We start from the raw sequence: 16,942 nt of genomic DNA, 5'->3' as shown, positions 1-16,942 counted from the left end.
AACCAATCCCGGTGTCGTGCCTTGTTCATACCGCGTCTCAGGCAGGATGCAACCTCGCTGGCCTTTGCTCAAGAGACATCCGCGCGGCCTGAGGGCGGCTGTGAAAACGACGTCGGCTTTGAGGCTGTATGCCGATCGTGTCGCTCGGAAAACAAAGAACCCGGCGTGTCGGGCGCCGGGTCGGAAGTTGGTTGCTATGCCGCCGATTTGCGGCATGGCGGACACTATTGTCAGACCATGTGACACAGCTGTGAAAGTGTCTGAGCCAAGGTATTTGCAATCCTACAACCTCGCCCGAATTCGCAAAGGCACATCGAAACGAAGAGTTGGGACCAGCTAGAAGCCGGTCTCTTCAGCAAAACACAGCCTGTCAGAGAATGGTTTCGAGAATATCGGCCGCATCGCTGATATCGGCCTGGATGGCGCGGACCGCGCCACCCTGGTCTCCTGATCGCAACGCTTCGACCAGGACACGATGGTGCTTGTTCGAGACGACGAAATTGCCGCGTTCCTGCAGCAGGTTGAAATAGGGACTGACCTGGAGCCAGAGCGTTTCGATGATGCCGAACAGGGTTTCCGAGCCGCTCGCCTGGTAGATCTCGAAATGCAGCGCCCGGTTGGCGCGCAGATAGATCTTCCGGGCTTCCTTGTTCGGCTTGATGTTGTCCATCTCTTCGACCAGCTCATCGAGCCGGGCCAGCGTTGCGGGCTGGAGGCTGGGCACGGCCCAGGACACCGCCAGTCCCTCGATCTCCAGGCGGGTCCGCGTCAGGTCCGCCAGTCGCTCGCGGGTCAGATGGGGAATGCCGAGGCTGCGCCCGGCCACCACGGTGAGCGCCTTTTCCGCCGTCAGGCGTAGAATCGCCTCGCGCACCGGCATGGCGCTGACGCCGAAGGCATCCGCCAGCCACTGGATGGTGATCGACTGGCCTGGTGCCAGGTCACCGTTGAGGATCAGTTCCTTGGCCTGGCGATAGACGTCCTCCTGCATGGTGGCGCGCTGCACACGCACGACCGAGAGCGGCTCCCGCGCCTTGGACCTGATTTCGCTCATGACACCTCCGCGTTGCAAATCCCGATGCCGGGTTCTCGTCTTGTAGGTCGGTTCGGCGTTTGGAGAAAGCGTCGCCGGGCTTGCTAAAATTCTGATCTTTGATTTATGATCAAAAGTAGCTCACAGAAGCTGACTTATCAACGAGTCGAAGTGCCCGCCGCAACGAAGCGGGCTGACAGGGAGGGAAGAATGGGACTGGTAAAGCGCGGCGCTGCCCTGCTGGGCGCGGGACTGCTCGGCTTATGCACCCTTGGCGGGCAGGCCGAAGCCAAGGACAAATATAAGATCTATCTGTCGATGAGCTATATCGGCAATGACTGGCAGGGCGAGGCCGCCAACATGGTCAAGGCCATGGCCGCCAGCAAGGAAATGGCCGACAAGGTCGACCTCCAGGTCCAGGTCGCCGGGCCCAACGCCCAGCGCCAGATCCAGCAAATCAACGCCATGGTCCAGGCCGGCGCTAAGGCCATCGTGGTCTTCCCGATCTCGCCCACCGCTCTGAACGCGGCCGTCAAGAATGCCTGCGGCAAGGGCGTGGTGGTGATCGCCTATGACGGCGAGATCACCGAGCCCTGCGCCTACAACGTCACCATCGACCAGGGCGAGGCAGGGCGGGTCACGGCCGAATGGCTGGCCAAGAAACTGAACGGCAAGGGCAATATCATCGCCATCACCGGCGTGCCCGGCACCTCGGTCGATACACTGCGCACCAAGGCCGCCAAGGAAGTCTTCGCCAAATATCCCGACATCAAGATCGTCAACGAAGCCGTCGGCATGTGGAGCCAGGCGGTCGCCCGCACCGAATTGTCCAAGATCATGGCCACCCGCAAATGGGACGAGATCGACGGGCTGTGGATGCAGGTGGGCTGCTATACCGCCAACACCATGCAGATCGAGGCAGGCGCCACCCCCGACAAGCTGAAGCCCTGCGCGGGCGAGGGCTCGAACGGCGGCCGCATCCAGATGCTGCCGGTTGGCACCGAGGTCGAGGGCGCCAACGGCACCTACACGCCGATGGCCGCTCCCCGCATTTCCTATGCCTCGCCGCCTTATTCGGGTGGGCTGGCCCTGAAGCTCGCGGTCGCCAAGCTCGACGGCAAGGACATTCCCAAGCACACGGTGCTGCCTTTGCCGATCGTGACGAACGAGACGATCAAGCTCTGCCAGGAAGGCAGCTGGGCCGAGATGAAGGCCGGCTGCAATGCCTTCAAGCCCTCTTTGGTTTCCAATCCCGGCTGGTTCGCCTCGATCTATTCGGCCGAGACGCCGGAGCTCGGCCTGTCGGCGGCGCTGGTCGGCCAGCCCGAGAACTGAGGGCGAAGTGGGTCCGTGCCATCCCGGCGGACCCGCTTTTCTATCCGGGTGACACAAATTTGCAGGGACCGATTCGTATGTCGTCCTTATCCGTCCAGGCCGCGCCAGCGAAAGCCGCTGTCGCGGCCTGCGATATCAGCCGTTCCTTCGGGCCGACCATTGCCGTCGACGGCGTCTCCTTCGAGATCCTGGCCGGCGAGACCCATGCGCTGCTGGGTGAGAACGGCGCCGGCAAGTCGACGCTCGTCAAGCTGCTGTCCGGCCTGATCGTGCCGACCGCAGGTCATTTCGAGATCTTCGGCCAGCAGGCCGTGCTCGGCAGTCCGCGTGCGGCCCATCGGCGCGGCATCCAGACCGCCTTCCAGGAGTTGACCATCGTCAAGGACCTGACGGTGCTCGACAACATGCTGCTGCCCTATCCGCCGACCCTGCTCGGCCAGATCCGCCGCTCCGAGGCGCGCCGCCAAGTGGCGGAGCATCTGGATGCGCTCGGCCTGGCGGCAATCGACCTCGATACCGATCTGCGCGATCTCGATCTCAATCTGCGCCAGAAGATCGAGATCGCGCGCGCTTTGTTCCGCCGCCCCAGAATCCTCCTCCTCGACGAGCCGACCTCCACGCTCTCGGGCCGCGACATCGATTGGCTGGGCGGCCTGATCGATGGCCTGAAGCGCGACGGCGTCACGGTCGTCTTCATTTCCCACCGCATGGCGGAGGTGCGGGCCTTCTGCGATCGGGTCACGGTCCTGCGTGGCGGCAAGCACATCGCCACCGCCAGCCTTACCGATGTCGCCGACGAGGACCTGATCGGCATGATCGCGGGCAGGGAACTGGGCCGCTCCTTCCCGCCCAAGCCGCCGGTGCCGTCGCTGACCGGCGATCCCGTGCTATCGGTAAACGCCCTGGGTACGCATAAGAGGCTCGAACATGTCGGCTTCGATCTGCGCGCAGGCGAGATTCTCGGCGTCGCCGGCCTGCAGGGCATGGGCCAGCTCGAGCTTTTCTCGGCCCTGTTCGGCATGGAGGAATATCGCGGCGAGATCCGCATCGATGGACAGCCGGTGACCCTGACCTCCCCGCGCGATGCCATCGAGGCACGTATCGGCATCAGCCTGGTTCCCGAGGACCGCAAGACCGAGGCCCTCTTCCTCAAGCTCGACGGGCAGCGCAACGTCTCCCTGCCGGTGGTCGAGCGCTATACCAGGTTCGGCCTGATCGATGAGGCCGGCGAGGAGAGGGATGTCATCCAGGTCTTCGGGCGGCTCAACGTGCAGATGCGCGCTTTATGGACCAGCGTGAAATCCTTCTCCGGCGGCAACCAGCAGAAGATCGCCATCGCCAAATGGCTGTTCGCACAAAGCCGTGTGCTGCTGTTGTTCGATCCGACCCGCGGCATCGATGTCGGCACCAAGCATGAAATTTATGCGCTGATTCAGCAATATGCCGCTGCCGGCGGCGCCGTCCTGTTCCATTCCACCGAGATCGCCGAACTCGACCATCTCGCCCATCGCGTCCTCGTGCTCTATCGCGGCAAGGTCGCGGCCGATCTCTCCGGCCCCGCGATTTCCGAGGATGCCATTCTGCGCGCCACGCTGGGTAGCGCTTCCACGATCCAGGAGGCATCATGAGCGCGGCCCATGCCGATATGTCCCTCAAGCCGTCGCCGGCCAAGCGCGCGGGCCTGCGCTGGTCGCGCTATCGGGGCACGATGATTGCCGTTGCGGCCTTCCTGGTCTGCCTCGGCCTGATCCGCCTCGTCAGCGGATCCCTCAACTATTACGACATCTCGACCATCGCCACGGGCGGGGCCACGCTGGCGACCGCCGCGATCGGCCAGACCATCGTGGTCCTGTCAGGCGGGTTCGACCTGTCGGCCGCTGCCGTGGTCTCGCTGGTCAACGTCACGCTGGCGAGCCATATGCAGGACGACCCTTCCAGCATCCTGCTGTGGTCCTGCGCCGGCATCGCCATCGGGGCGGCAGCAGGCGCCTTCAACGGCTTCTTCATCGCCTTTCTGCGCCTGCAGCCGATCGTCGTGACGCTCGCGACCATGTTCATCCTGCAGGGGGTGACGCTGCTGGTCATGGACAAGCCGGGCGGCCAGCTTCCCGCAGGGTTCAGCGCCTTCTTTACGGCCGACGCGATCCCTGACTGGCTGCCCGGGCCGGTTCTCATGCTTGTCCTCCTGGTGCTGGGCTGGCTGTTCCTCAAGAACACGGTCTTCGGCAAGGCGATCTATGCCATCGGTTCCGACCGGGACGCGGCGCGGGCAGCGGGCCTCAACACCCGCCTGTGCGAATTCTTCGTCTATGTCCTCGCCGGCGGGCTTTACGGGCTGGCCGGCGTGTTCATCAGCGCGCAGACCGGCTCGGGCGACCCGCTGGTCGGCAATCCCATGCTGCTGCAGATGTTCGCGGCGGTGGTCGTGGGCGGCACATTGCTGGGCGGCGGACGCGGGGGGCCGGTCGGCACCATCTTCGGCGCCTATGTGCTGATGATGGTGGTCAACATCCTGCTCGTCCTCAACGTGCCGGCCTTCTATTCGTCCGTGGTCGAGGGCACTATCCTGATCCTGGCGGTGCTCGGCGCGTCAATCACGCGCACATCGGTGCTCGCCAGCACCCTGCGCCTGAGCAGCCATCGCCTGGCAGCCTGGCGCCAGGGGCGTCTGCCGCGCCAGCTGTCCCTTCCGGAAACGCGGTTGCGGCTGCCGGCCGAGCCGGCTCAAGCCGCACGATCCCGTGTTGCGCGTCCCGGTTTCTGGGTCCGCCGCCAGGAGGATCTGCGCACGGTCCTCCCGGCCTTTGCCTGCTTTGCCATCGTTCTCGTGGTCAGCCAGTTCGTGCTCGGCAGCACGCTGGCGTCATGGGGCTACTACAATTCCCTGATCGTGCTGGCGAGTTTCCTGGCCATTCTCGCGCTTGGGCAGGGAAGCGTGATCCTCACCGGCGGCCTCGACCTCTCCTTGCCGTGGACGATCGCCTTTTGCGGCATCGTCAGCGCCGGCCTGATGAAGGGATCGGACAGTGCCATGCTCTATGCCCTGCCGCTGGCTTTGGCGATGGGCACGTTCATCGGCCTCGTGAACGGCCTCGGTATCGTTGCCCTCGGCCTGTCGCCGATCGTGATGACCCTGGCGATGAACGGCATCCTGCAAGGTTTCGCGCTCGTATACTCCGGCGGGACGCCTGACGGTTTTTCGGCGCCGGGACTGCGCTGGATCATGACGGGACAGGTGATGGGCGTGACGCCGATCGTCCCCCTCGTCATCCTGTTCGTCGTCCTTGCCACCGTCCTCCTCGGCCGGACGGCCTTCGGCCGGCGTGTCTATGCCATCGGCAATGGCGTGCGTGCCGCGCAGCTCTCAGGCGTTCCCGTCGGGGCGACCCTCGTCAAGGTCTACATGCTCTCGGGCTTCTGCGCGGCGCTCGTCGGCTGCCTTCTCGCCGGCTTCTCCGGCCAGGCGAGTCTCGGCATGGGGGATGATTATCTCCTGCCTTCCATCGCCGTCGCGGTGGTGGGCGGAACGCTGATTACCGGTGGGCGAGGGCGCTATATCGGCATGATCGGCGGCGTCCTGCTGCTGACGGCCCTGCAGACCCTTCTGGCCGGCACCACGCTTCCTTACGCGACCCGAGCCATTCTCTACGGGGTCGTGGTCCTCTGCGCCGTTATTACTTTACGTGAAAAGAACTCCTGAACCTATTGCTTTCCAAGGAAATACCAATGTCCGGAATTGCCCTAAAACCTGGTCTTCGCGTTCTCGTCACTGCCGGTGCTTCCGGTATCGGCCGTGCCATCGCAGACCTCTTGATCGCCAACGGCGCCAGGGTGCATGTGTGCGATGTCGCCGAGCATCATCTGGCAGATTTCCGCAGTGCCCATCCCGGACATGGCGCCAGCCTGTGCGACGTGTCGGATGAAGAGGCGGTCGCCAGGCTGTTCGACGAGGTGAAAGCAGGGCTCGGCGGTCTTGATGCCCTCATCAACAATGCCGGCATCGCCGGGCCGACCGGCGGCGTCGAGGAGATCGCGCCCGCCGACTGGCGCCGCACCATCGATATCTGCCTCACCGGCCAGTTCCTGTGCACCCATCATGGCGTGCCCCTGCTCAAGCAGGCCGGCGACGGCGCCATCGTCAACCTGTCCTCGGCGGCGGGGCGCTATGGCTATGCCTATCGCACGCCCTATTCGGCCGCCAAATGGGGTGTGATCGGCTTCACCCAGAGCCTTGCCAAGGAACTCGGTCCCTCGGGTATCCGCGTCAATGCCATCCTGCCCGGCATCATCCGCGGGCCACGCATGGAAGGGGTGATCCGCGATCGCGCCGCGCAGGTCGGCGTGCCCTATGAGGCGATGGAGAAGCAATATCTCGATCGCATCTCGCTGCGCCGGATGACGGGCCCGGAGGACGTCGCGGCGATGGTGCTCTTCCTGCTGTCACCGGCCGGGATCAACATCTCCGGCCAGTCCCTGGGCGTCGACGGCAACGTCGAATCCCTGTGAGCGAACGCCCTTTCAGTCGGGAACACCCCCATGAAGACAGCCATCATCGGATCCGGATTCATCGGCCGCGCCTGGGCCATCACCTTCGCCAGGGCCGGCCACGAGGTCAGGCTCTGGGACAAGGATGCCGATGCCTTGCCCAAGGCTTTGGCCTTCATCGGCGAGATGCTGCCGGATCTCGCCGCCAATGACCTGCTGGGCGGTTCAGAGCCAGCCGAGGTCAAGGCACGCATTCATCTCGAGGCCGATCTTGCCGCGGCCCTCGATGACGTCGACCATGTCCAGGAGAATGCGCCCGAACAGGTCGAGCTGAAGCGCACTCTGTTCACCGATCTCGACAGGCTGGCGCCTGCCAAGGCGGTACTGGCGAGCTCGACCTCGGCAATCCTGCCGTCCGCCTTCATGGAGCATCTTCCCGGCCGCCAGCGCGGCCTGGTCTGCCACCCGATCAATCCGCCCTATCTGGTGCCGGCGGTGGAGGTCTGTCCCTCGCCCTGGACCTCGCAGGAGGCCATGGGCAAGGCGGCGGACTTCATGCGCAGTTGCGGCCAGTCGCCTCTGGTGATGAAGCGCGAGATCGATGGCTTCATCATGAACCGCCTGCAGGGCGCTTTGCTGGAGGAGGCGTTCCGCCTGGTTGCAGACGATATCGCCAGCGTCGAGGACATCGATGTCGGCCTGCGCGATGGGCTGGCCTTGCGCTGGTCCTTCATGGGGCCGTTCGAGACGATCGATCTCAATGCCCCCGGCGGCGTGCGCGACTATGCCGAGCGCTACCAGGGGATCTACGCCAACATCTTCCCGTCGGTGCAGCACCGCGTCGACTGGGCGGGGCCCGTCATGGAGCAGGTGGAGGCCGAGCGCAGTGCCCTGCTTCCGCGCGACAAGCTCGGCGAACGCCAGATGTGGCGTGACCGCCGGCTGATGGCCTTGCTTGCCCACAAGCGCAAGGCCGCCAAGGATATCGGAAAGTGAGAAGGCATCATGGCCCGCAATAAAGTCATCATCACCTGCGCCGTGACCGGCGCCATCCATACGCCGTCGATGTCGCCACATCTGCCGGTGACGCCGGAAGAGATCGCCGATGCCGCGGTGGGTGCCGCCGAAGCCGGCGCGGCCATCGTGCACCTGCATGCCCGCAATCCCGTCACCGGCGAACCCGACCAGACGCCTGAAGCCTTTGCCAGGTTCCTGCCTCAGATCAAGCAGCGCTCGAACTGCGTCATCAACCTGACCACCGGCGGTGCCCCGACCATGAGCATCGAGGAGCGCGTGCGGCCGGCGGCGACCTTCGCGCCGGAAGTCGCTTCGCTCAATCTCGGCTCCATGAATTTCGGCCTGTTCGGCATGCTCGATCGCTTCACCGATCTCAAGCATGAGTGGGAACGCACCTATCTGGCCAACAAGGACATCATCTTCCGCAACACCTTCGGACAGATCGAGCACATCCTGACCACCTGCGCCGGCAACGACACCCGCTTCGAATTCGAATGCTACGACACGGCGCATCTCTACAATCTCAAATATTTCTTCGATCGCGGCCTGGTGAAGGCACCGCTCTTCATCCAGACCGTCTTTGGCCTGCAGGGCGGTATCGGTGGTCATCCCGACGACGTGCTGCACATGAAGCGCACCGCTGATCGCCTGTTCGGCGACCAATATCGCTGGTCGGTTCTCGGTGCCGGGCGCAACCAGTTCAACATTGCGGCAATGGCGGCGGCGATGGGCGGCAATGTCCGCGTCGGGCTGGAGGACTCGCTCTGGAATGGCCCCGGCGTGCTCGCCCGTTCCAATGCCGAACAGGTCGCGAGGGTCCGCCAGATCATCGAAGGGCTTGGCCTCTCCGTGGCAACGCCGGACGAGGCCCGCGAAATGCTGGGCCTCAAGGGCGGTCATGCCGTGAATTTTTGAGCCCTCGCCCGGGGGCAGGCAGCCGCGAGGCTGAAGACAAAACGGTTGAAGGAGAGGGAACGACCATGCGCATCGAAGTCTTGCTGGATGTGAAGACCACCCTGGGGGAGGGGCCGCTCTGGGATGTGGACCAGCAGCGCCTCTACTGGATCGACAGCTTCGACGGCCGCGTCTTCCGCGCCACGGCCGACGGCCGGGAAGTGCGGGCCTGGGACGTGCCGCAGAAGATCGGCTCCATGGCACTGCGCAAGGACGGCTCGGGCGCCGTCGTCTCGCTGGCGCGCGGCTTCCATCTCCTCGACTTCAAGACCGGGGACGTCGAGCTCATCCACGATCCTGAGCCTGACCTGCCCAAAAACCGTATCAATGACGGCAAGGTCGACAAGCGCGGCCGCTTCGTCGCCGGCTCCATGGACACCATGGAGGAGGGGCCGAACGGGGCGCTCTACAGTCTGTCGACGGATTTCAAAGTGACAAAGCTTGATTCCGGCATCATCTGCTCGAACGGGCCATGCTGGAGCCCTGACGGCAACATCTTCTATTTCACCGACACCTGGTCCGGCGAGATCTCGGCCTATGACTACGACCAGGATACGGGCGGCGTGTCGAACAAGCGAACCTTCGCCAAGGTCGACGGCTCTGGCGGCGGTGCGGCCGACGGCTCCACGGTGGACGCCGAAGGCTGCCTGTGGAATGCCCTGGTCTACGACGGCAAGCTGGTGCGCTACCGGCCCGACGGCTCCGTCGACCGGGTGATCGAGATGCCCGTCAAGAAGGTGACCAGCGTGATGTTCGGCGGCCCCGATCTCGACGTGCTCTACGTGACCTCGATGGCCAAGCCCCCCTTGCCCCGCTTCCCAGGCGACGGCGTGCTGCGTGGCAGCCTGTTCGCGATCCACGATCTCGGCATCAGGGGCATTCCGGAACCGCGTTTCGGCGGGTGAGGGGATCGGAAGAAATGACGGGAACGGCTCGCGACCAGCGGCCTTCGCCGCAGGCATGGTGGTCGCGCGCTGTGGCCGGCGGGTGTCGTTTCTATTGGCTGATGGCCAGCTTGCTGAAGTTAAGGATGAGCATGATCCCGCGGCGATAAGTCGGCCCAGCTGGCGGGCTCATGTGCCACTGGGCAAGACGTTTCTTCATCCGAGCAGGAACGAATCTTTCCTCATGTTTTCAAAAAATGTATATATATCAACATGATATGTACTATTCATAAATCGATGCTTTATCAATCTGGCCTGCTTTTTTGGACATGATGCGAAACCCGCTCCCACCCGTGCCTTGGGCAGACATCGAGGTCTTCCGACCCCTGCATCTGCAGCAGCCGGAAGATCTCGCGGTCTGTTCCAAAGGTGGTCGAAGTGACCGAGCCACTCGCAGGTCCGGACGCTACTCTACAATCTGCACGATCCGGCGGGTGCTGGGATCGACCAATACGACCTCGTCATTGATGACCGTATATTTGTAGCGGACTTCCCCATAGTCAGCGGGCACGTCGTAATATTCGACGCCTTCCTCAGGCAGGACGACGCCCACATTGAGGGGCTCCTCATAGCTATAGGAGGGAATATGCCGCTCAATCACATATTTGCGGAAGCGGGGGCGCTGCTCGATTCCCAGCAACCCGTTGATGCCGCCTGTCACGGCGCCGACCGTACCGCCGACGATCCCGCCGATCGGGCCGGCATTGTCATTGCCGCGTTCGGCCCCTTCCTGGGCTCCGCCCATCACGCCTTGCGCTTGGACCGCAGCAGGCAGCCAGAGCGCCACCAAAGATATGCCAATCAAGTTCATCAACCTGCTTGTCATGACCTTTCTCCATGGTTTCCGAGTGTATCCACTCCAGATATGAGCGATACAACAGACCATAGCTGAAATTGTTCCCATAGAATTTCGATGAAAATAATAATTACGGCATATGCCTTCAAATTATCTTTGATTTCTCAATGATGACACATTTTCGATAAATATGTGTCACTTCAATATTCTACTGAATTCTGAGTTTTTTGATTTATATAGATAGAAAATTCTTATCGAAGCGCACCCTGTGCCTTGCGGCCGCAGAAGTCCGCCGATGCCGTCTCAGAGTGTGGTGCGCGTAGCCGGATTCGCCATTGCGGCGGATGACCTGTCCGCGCTGTATGTGCAAAATCGCACATCCGCGGCATGAAATTATCCCTAAGGCTCCATGAAGTTTGGAGATCTGCTGGATAGCGGCAGTCTGTTTTAAGGTAATATGGTAATGGGTGCTGCCGTGCTTTCCGACGCCTATAGGAGCGTCGACTTCGACCGTCTGCCAAGACTGCGCAATGAAGTCATGCGGCCGACACCCATTGCCGGTCCGATCGTCACACCCCGGGTCGCGACGACCCCGATCCTCATTATCAGCGCCGCAACGCTGATCCGTGACTGCCTGGCGCGTTGCCTGGCCGAAGCAGAATTGAACTGCAGCACGAGCGGCTATGCATCGGTCGACGAATGGCGTCCGGCAGACCTTGCCGCTCCGGTAACGATATTGCTGTGCGCGACCGGGGACGGTGCGACGGAACGCGTCATTTGCGACGATATCGCCCGATTGCAGGCCAAGGCTCCCGACAGCCAGATCATCGTGCTCTCCGATGTCGAGGACCCCGTTCTGGTGCGCCGCAGCCTCGAACAGGGAGCCCAGGGTTTCGTCGGCATGACCTTCAATCTGGACATGGTGGCCGCCGCCATTCGCCTGGTTCAGGCAGGCGAGAAGTTTGTCCCTGTCAGCAGCCTCCTGGCGGCGCAGGCCGCGCCCATGCCGGCTGCGGACAAGGGGCCACTCGGCCAGGCCCTCACCCAGCGGCAGATCGACGTCATCGACCGTTTGCGCCGCGGCGAGTCCAACAAGATCATCGCCTTCAAGCTCGAGATGAGCGAGAGCACGGTGAAGATCCACATCCGCAACATCATGCGCAAGATCAAGGCGCGCAACCGCACGGAAGTGGCGATCCTGACCAAGGATTTGTTCAACTAAGCGCTAGGCTTGCGCTCGAGCGAAACGCGTTCGTGCCTGGGTAAATGCGCAGCAAGACGTCAAGGCTCCCAATGGGAGCCTTTTTCGTATGCTGGTGGCATGCCGGGAACATGGCGCCTGATCGGGCGTTATGGCCAAGGGCGGTGCAGGTATTCACCATCACCGTCACGGATCACCAGAACGGAGAACATGATGGCCGACTCGATCTCCCCGGACGATATGCGCAAGGAACTGGAAAAGCAGATTGCCGATCTCCGCAAGGAAATCAGCGCACTTGGCAAATCCATCGCGGATCGCGGTGCCGAGACCTTGGAACGCACACGTGAAGCGGCTTCCGAAGCCGTGGATCGGGCCAGGGGACAGACGAGAGCCTCCTTCCAGCAGGCCCGCGAGCAGGCGCATGCCGTGACCGATGCGGCGAGGGAACATCCCGGCACGGCCGCGACGATATTGTCCTCGGCCGGTATTGTCGGATTTGTCATTGGGCTCGTCGTCGGTGCGACCTTGCTCGGGAATGAGCGACGCTAGCCTTCTACCTATCGAGCAGGCGCCGACACGGCGTCATGCAGCGATTTCCGGTCGGGCGCGCTCATTTGTCGACCAGGGCAAAGCGCAGCCTGGCTGGCTCGCTTGCAGGATCCGGCCAGCCTAGGGTCGAAACGGCGAAGGCATGAAGGAGAGCCGCCAGCCGGGCGCAAGGTTCGGAATTGGCGACGATCGCTCTGCCGGTTTCACGTGTACCGAAGCCCAATCGTACCTGACATTGAACCCGCTCCGCATGGCCATCGAGCGTACTGACGTTCAGGCTGCTCTTGGGCAGCAGACAACGCCGAAGCTTCTCGACGGCATCGATGGAGGCCGTGAGCGCGTCAGGCTCGCTACAATGCGAGCCATCGGCGGACGACAGGCGATGGTCGGGCAGGACGACCAGCCAATCGGCGAACATGCGGCCATTGAGATAGCGAAGGCTCAGGCAAATATCGCGATCGAGCCAGGAAGCGCTGCCATCCAGCCGACTGGCCCTATCGGCGAGTGAAAAAAGAGCGCGCACGTCATAGGCTTGCATGGATCGGCACCTCGATGTTTGTCGAGGGCGAAACGGCGGCGGACAGGAAAGGTTTCTTGCCTGCGACGAAGTGGAGCAAAGCTGTCGGGCCGGCTTTGCAGGGCCGGCGGGAACCATGACCCCGGTTCGCAGGTTCAGCGCTAGGACGGCTCGGGCAGGATCTCCGGTTGGAAAAGGAGAACAACATGCGCAGGCTTGGCTTTCTGGCTTCATTCGCGGGATTGGTCACTATTGCCAAGCTGCTGGATGACAATCATCGATTGCGCCAGGAAGTCGAGGCGCTGAGAGCAGCCAGCCGGCGGCGGGACAAGGCAATACAACCCGACGATCCCTGGGACGCGGTCGATGAAGCGAGCGACGAGTCTTTCCCCGCCAGCGATCCGCCTGCTTTCACCGCCCGCCGCAGGACCTGAAACATGCGAGCCTGAAAGCTCCGGTACGAGCATCCGGATGCGGGTCCTTTGATGCGAGGCGTTCGGACGGTGATGCACGCCGTGACGGCCGCCATATTGCGCAGATCCATCAGGCTGCTCACCAGCAGGATCGCGATCAGGCCGGCGACATTCAGGCTGAAATGAGTCCCCGGTTGCAGGCGGTTCGGAAGGGCCGCCGGCGCCGATCGCCCGGCATGCGATGCGCCATCCAGTAATGAGGCTCACGGCGGCACTCACAGCGTTCTCGATACGATCTGGTATTTCGTGGTAGTTCGGGACTATCGGATGGTGGGAGTGACGAGTTTGGCGGGATTCGAATGGACTCGCTGATAACGGCCGCGGCCCGTGCGCTGGCTGCCGGCGACCCCCTTGGCGCCCTGAACCGGGTTGCCCTGCGTGACGATGCGCCCGCATTGGCCCTGCGTGGCATCGCGATGGCGCAGCTCGGCGATCTCGACCGTGCGCGAACCCTGATCCGGAACGCCGCGCGCGCCTTCGGCGCCAGGCAGGCCGTGGCGCGCGCAAGATGCATCGTCGCCGAGGCCGAGATCGCCTTCGTCTCGCGCGACCTCGGCTGGCCTGCCAAGGCCCTTCATGCTGCACGCATGACGCTGGAGCAGCATGGCGACCGGGTGAATGCCGCCCATGCCAGATATCTCGAAGCCCGGCGCCTGCTGCTGATCGGACGCCTTGACGCCGCCGAGGCCGAACTTGCCAATTTCGCTCCTGCGCCGCTGCCGCCGGCCCTGAGGACGGTGCATGATCTGGTGGTTGCCGGCATTGCGATGCGCCGGCTCAGGACCCGACAGGCCCGTACGGCGCTGGCGCGGGCGGAACTCACCGCACGTCAGGCCGGAATTCCTGCGCTGGCAGCGGAAGTCGAAAGCGCCACGCTGATCCTGGATACGCCGGCCGCCCGCCTGATCACGGCCGGCGGCGAACGCCCGGTTCTGCTCGATGAAGTCGAGGCTTTGCAGACATCGAAAGCTTTCATGATCGACGCCTGCCGCCATATCGTGCGCAATGCCGACAAGACGACTTCGCTTGCCCGGCGGCCGGTGTTGTTTGCCCTCGCCCGGGCCCTCGGTGAGGCCTGGCCCCGCGATGTGACACGTGACGAGCTGGTGGCGCGCGCCTTCGGTGCGAAGTCGGCCGATGAATCTCATCGCGCCCGCTTGCGGGTCGAGATCGGCCGCCTGCGCACGACCCTGCGGGGACTGGCCGCCGTCAACGCAACCAAGCGCGGCTTCGAGCTGGCGCCGAGTCACACCGCCGAGGTCCTGGTATTGGCCCGGCCGGTGGAAGAAAAACATGCGGCGGTGTTGGCATTTCTCTCCGATGGCGAAGCCTGGTCCAGTTCGGCCCTGGCGCTTGCACTCGGAGCCAGCCAGCGTACCGTGCAGCGTGCCCTCGACGAACTCGCCCTGGCCGCCAAAGTGCAGTTCTTCGGCCGAGGGAGGGCGCGCCGCTGGGTGACGCCGCCAGTGCCCAGTTTCGCGACAACCTTGTTACTCCCGGCGCCACTGCCATGAAGCTAGGATCGGCCGTATGAAACGGACACCAGCAGAAATCCTTCGCGAATATGGCCCCTTCGCTGGCGTCGAAGCCGTGCACGGGGTCAGCTTCGATGGCGAGAACGTCTGGTTTGCCTCGGGCGACAAGCTGAACGCGCTCGATCCCGACAGCGGCAATACGGTGAAGGCTCTCGACGTCCCTGCGCATGCCGGCACCGCCTTCGACGGCCGACATCTGTTCCAGATCGCGGAGGATCGTATCCAGAAGATAGATCCAGCCACCGGCACGGTGCTCGCCACCATTCCGGCGCCCGGCAGCGGCAAGGATTCAGGCCTGGCCTGGGCCGAAGGCGCCCTCTGGGTCGGCCAATATCAGGACCGCAAGATTCACCAGATCGATCCCGAGACCGGCGCCACGCTACGCACCATCGAATCCAATCGTTTCGTCACCGGCGTGACCTGGGTCGACGGAGAGCTCTGGCACGCCACCTGGGAAAATGACCAGAGCGAATTGCGGCATGTCGATCCGACCACCGGCAAGGTCCTCGACAGCATCGAGATGCCGGCTGGCCTGGTCGTCTCCGGGCTCGAAGCCGATGGAGGTGACCGTTTCTTCTGCGGTGGCGGCGAAAGCGGAAAGGTCCGGGCCATCCGCCGGCCGGTCAGGGCAAGGCGCATGCGTGGCTGAACGCTTGCCTGCTCAGACGAGCACCGACCGGTCGGCGAGGAACAGGTCGGCGAGAATGTCGAGTGCCTGGTCGAGCTGAGCGATCGCAGGAGTGCCGAGGCTTATTCGCACCCCGCCATCCGGTGCTGAGGGATCGGCCATTGCTGCGCGCGCCGGCATCAAGGCGACACCGCGTATCGCGGCCCGAGCGACGAAGCGATCCGCCGCTTCGGCCGGCATCGGCAGCCAGGCGTGAAAACCGTCATTGATCCTGAGCACCGCCTGCTTGGGCAGGCGTTCGGCGGCGAAGGCTGAGCGTCGAACGGCATCTGCGCGGATCGAGGAGGCGACGGCTTCCGCCGTTCCGTCCGTCAGCCACATCCCCATGATCTCGGCCTGGAGAGCAGAGGCCATGGTGCTGCTTGCCTGCAGCCTCGCCTCTGCCTCGGCCACGCGATCGGGCGGGACGACGAGCGCGCCCATGCGAAGCCCCGGGCTCAAGGCCTTGGAGAGGCTGGTGACATGGAAGGTGCGTTCGGGTGCAAGGCAGGACAGTGGGCGGACGCCCGTTGGCGCGAAAATGCCGTAGACGTCGTCCTCGATGATGGTGATGTCGTGGGCGCGGCAGAGGCGGACCACAGCCTGGCGGCGTTCGGGGCCCATTGTCGCCGTCGTTGGATTGTGCAGGGTCGGCGTCACATAGAGCACCCTCGGCCGGCCGTGATCGGCGCCGAGCGCCTCGGCCAGGGCATCGGGCGTCAGGCCCTCCTGGTCCATCGCGAGGCCGATGATATCGAGGCCGGCCTGCCGTGCCACCAGCAGGGCGCCGGGATAGGTCAGTGTCTCGGTCAGCAGACGGGTTCCCGGCGGGCAGGCCATCGCCATCGCAATGGCGAGGGCGTGCTGGGCTCCATGGGTCAGCAATATAAGATCCGGTTCGGCGTCAAAGCCCCATCTGGCCAGCCACCGTGCCATCAGGCGGCGATGCTCCGGGCGCCCGGCAGGATGGGAATAAGCTCCGAAAGTTTCGGCATCGAGGCGCTTTGCCAGCATCGACAATGTCGCCTGCAGCAGCCTGTCGCTCAACATCTGCGGCGGGGCATTGATGCCGAGATCGATGCGTCCGGCCGTGGCGGCCCACGTGCCTGCCACGAACATGCCGCGGCCATGGAGGGATCGCACCAGGCCGCGTTGTTCCAGCCTTGCATAGGCCTTGGTGACGGTGCCGACCCCGATACCGAGGCGCCAGGCCAGGTCGCGATGGGCCGGCAGCCGGTCGCCAGCGCCGATCAGGCCGCCGGCAATGTCGTCGGCAAGCGCTGCGGCGAGCCGCTCGAACGGCGGCTCATCGCCTGGCGCCAGGCGCGGTGCCCATGGTGACGCAAGCTTCACGGCGGACTCATCAATTGTGTCACATGACACTATTATATATTTTGAAAATGTGTCACGCCTCTATGATGCCGTCAATTCCCTTC

At 63.7% G+C, this 16,942-nt stretch carries 16 protein-coding genes; 12 read left to right on the top strand and 4 right to left on the bottom strand.

The window, feature by feature from the left end; all coding sequences use genetic code 11:
* Nucleotides 1–370 precede the first annotated feature (370 nt).
* Nucleotides 371–1,054 carry a GntR family transcriptional regulator gene (locus BA190_RS22320; RefSeq protein ID WP_068292455.1) on the bottom strand — a complete coding sequence of 228 codons (684 nt, stop codon included), beginning with the start codon at nt 1,052–1,054 and terminating at the stop codon, nt 371–373.
* 189 nt (nt 1,055–1,243) lie between these two features.
* Between BA190_RS22320 and BA190_RS22315 the strand changes: the two genes are divergently transcribed.
* The 7 genes from BA190_RS22315 to BA190_RS22285 all read left to right on the top strand — a co-directional run bounded on the left by BA190_RS22315 (nt 1,244) and on the right by BA190_RS22285 (nt 9,729).
* On the top strand, nt 1,244–2,368 hold the full coding sequence (locus BA190_RS22315; RefSeq protein ID WP_068292452.1) for a sugar ABC transporter substrate-binding protein: 1,125 nt from the start codon (nt 1,244–1,246) through the stop codon (nt 2,366–2,368).
* A 77-nt stretch (nt 2,369–2,445) separates the two neighbouring features.
* Nucleotides 2,446–3,996 carry a sugar ABC transporter ATP-binding protein gene (locus BA190_RS22310; RefSeq protein ID WP_068292449.1) on the top strand — a complete coding sequence of 517 codons (1,551 nt, stop codon included), beginning with the start codon at nt 2,446–2,448 and terminating at the stop codon, nt 3,994–3,996.
* Nucleotides 3,993–6,068 carry an ABC transporter permease gene (locus BA190_RS22305; protein WP_068292446.1) on the top strand — a complete coding sequence of 692 codons (2,076 nt, stop codon included), beginning with the start codon at nt 3,993–3,995 and terminating at the stop codon, nt 6,066–6,068. Before BA190_RS22310 ends, BA190_RS22305 begins: the two co-directional genes overlap by 4 nt.
* A 26-nt stretch (nt 6,069–6,094) precedes the next feature.
* On the top strand, nt 6,095–6,874 hold the full coding sequence (locus BA190_RS22300) for an SDR family oxidoreductase (RefSeq protein ID WP_156771653.1): 780 nt from the start codon (nt 6,095–6,097) through the stop codon (nt 6,872–6,874).
* A gap of 30 nt (nt 6,875–6,904) precedes the next feature.
* Nucleotides 6,905–7,849, top strand: a complete 945-nt coding sequence (locus tag BA190_RS22295; RefSeq protein WP_068292441.1) for a 3-hydroxyacyl-CoA dehydrogenase — start codon at nt 6,905–6,907, stop codon at nt 7,847–7,849.
* Nucleotides 7,850–7,858: 9 nt separating this feature from the next.
* Nucleotides 7,859–8,785, top strand: coding sequence for a 3-keto-5-aminohexanoate cleavage protein (locus tag BA190_RS22290; RefSeq protein ID WP_068292438.1), 927 nt, complete (start codon nt 7,859–7,861; stop codon nt 8,783–8,785).
* 65 nt (nt 8,786–8,850) lie between these two features.
* Nucleotides 8,851–9,729 (top strand): SMP-30/gluconolactonase/LRE family protein, encoded by an 879-nt coding sequence (locus tag BA190_RS22285; RefSeq protein ID WP_068292434.1) that lies wholly within the window; start codon nt 8,851–8,853, stop codon nt 9,727–9,729.
* A 445-nt stretch (nt 9,730–10,174) separates the two neighbouring features.
* Here BA190_RS22285 and BA190_RS22280 read toward each other — a convergent pair whose 3' ends face one another.
* Nucleotides 10,175–10,594: a DUF1236 domain-containing protein gene (locus BA190_RS22280; RefSeq protein WP_068292433.1), complete on the bottom strand. Its 420-nt coding sequence runs from the start codon at nt 10,592–10,594 to the stop codon at nt 10,175–10,177.
* A gap of 433 nt (nt 10,595–11,027) precedes the next feature.
* On the opposite strand from BA190_RS22280, the gene BA190_RS22275 reads away from it, so the two are divergent.
* Both BA190_RS22275 and BA190_RS22270 read left to right on the top strand, forming a co-directional pair.
* Nucleotides 11,028–11,786 carry a response regulator transcription factor gene (locus tag BA190_RS22275; protein ID WP_068292430.1) on the top strand — a complete coding sequence of 253 codons (759 nt, stop codon included), beginning with the start codon at nt 11,028–11,030 and terminating at the stop codon, nt 11,784–11,786.
* A gap of 189 nt (nt 11,787–11,975) precedes the next feature.
* Nucleotides 11,976–12,314, top strand: a complete 339-nt coding sequence (locus BA190_RS22270) for a YqjD family protein (protein ID WP_210185279.1) — start codon at nt 11,976–11,978, stop codon at nt 12,312–12,314.
* Nucleotides 12,315–12,375: 61 nt separating this feature from the next.
* Here the strand turns inward: BA190_RS22270 and BA190_RS22265 are convergent, their stop codons facing one another.
* Nucleotides 12,376–12,852 carry a hypothetical protein gene (locus BA190_RS22265; protein ID WP_068292423.1) on the bottom strand — a complete coding sequence of 159 codons (477 nt, stop codon included), beginning with the start codon at nt 12,850–12,852 and terminating at the stop codon, nt 12,376–12,378.
* A gap of 167 nt (nt 12,853–13,019) precedes the next feature.
* Between BA190_RS22265 and BA190_RS22260 the strand changes: the two genes are divergently transcribed.
* The 3 genes from BA190_RS22260 to BA190_RS22250 all read left to right on the top strand — a co-directional run bounded on the left by BA190_RS22260 (nt 13,020) and on the right by BA190_RS22250 (nt 15,488).
* The gene (locus BA190_RS22260) at nt 13,020–13,265 is read left to right on the top strand and encodes a hypothetical protein (RefSeq protein ID WP_156771651.1); all 246 of its coding nucleotides are present in this window, start codon (nt 13,020–13,022) and stop codon (nt 13,263–13,265) included.
* Nucleotides 13,266–13,603: 338 nt separating this feature from the next.
* On the top strand, nt 13,604–14,818 hold the full coding sequence (locus BA190_RS22255; protein WP_068292417.1) for a DNA-binding protein: 1,215 nt from the start codon (nt 13,604–13,606) through the stop codon (nt 14,816–14,818).
* A 16-nt stretch (nt 14,819–14,834) separates the two neighbouring features.
* Nucleotides 14,835–15,488, top strand: a complete 654-nt coding sequence (locus BA190_RS22250) for a glutaminyl-peptide cyclotransferase (RefSeq protein WP_068292415.1) — start codon at nt 14,835–14,837, stop codon at nt 15,486–15,488.
* A 12-nt stretch (nt 15,489–15,500) separates the two neighbouring features.
* Here BA190_RS22250 and BA190_RS22245 read toward each other — a convergent pair whose 3' ends face one another.
* Complete coding sequence (locus BA190_RS22245; RefSeq protein WP_068292413.1) at nt 15,501–16,859, bottom strand: PLP-dependent aminotransferase family protein; 1,359 nt, start codon at nt 16,857–16,859, stop codon at nt 15,501–15,503.
* Nucleotides 16,860–16,942 lie beyond the last annotated feature (83 nt).

Origin of the sequence: Labrys sp. WJW, assembly GCF_001676615.1 — a bacterium.
GTDB lineage: Bacteria > Pseudomonadota > Alphaproteobacteria > Rhizobiales > Labraceae > Labrys > Labrys sedimenti.
This window is presented reverse-complemented; position numbering and strand designations above follow the sequence as displayed.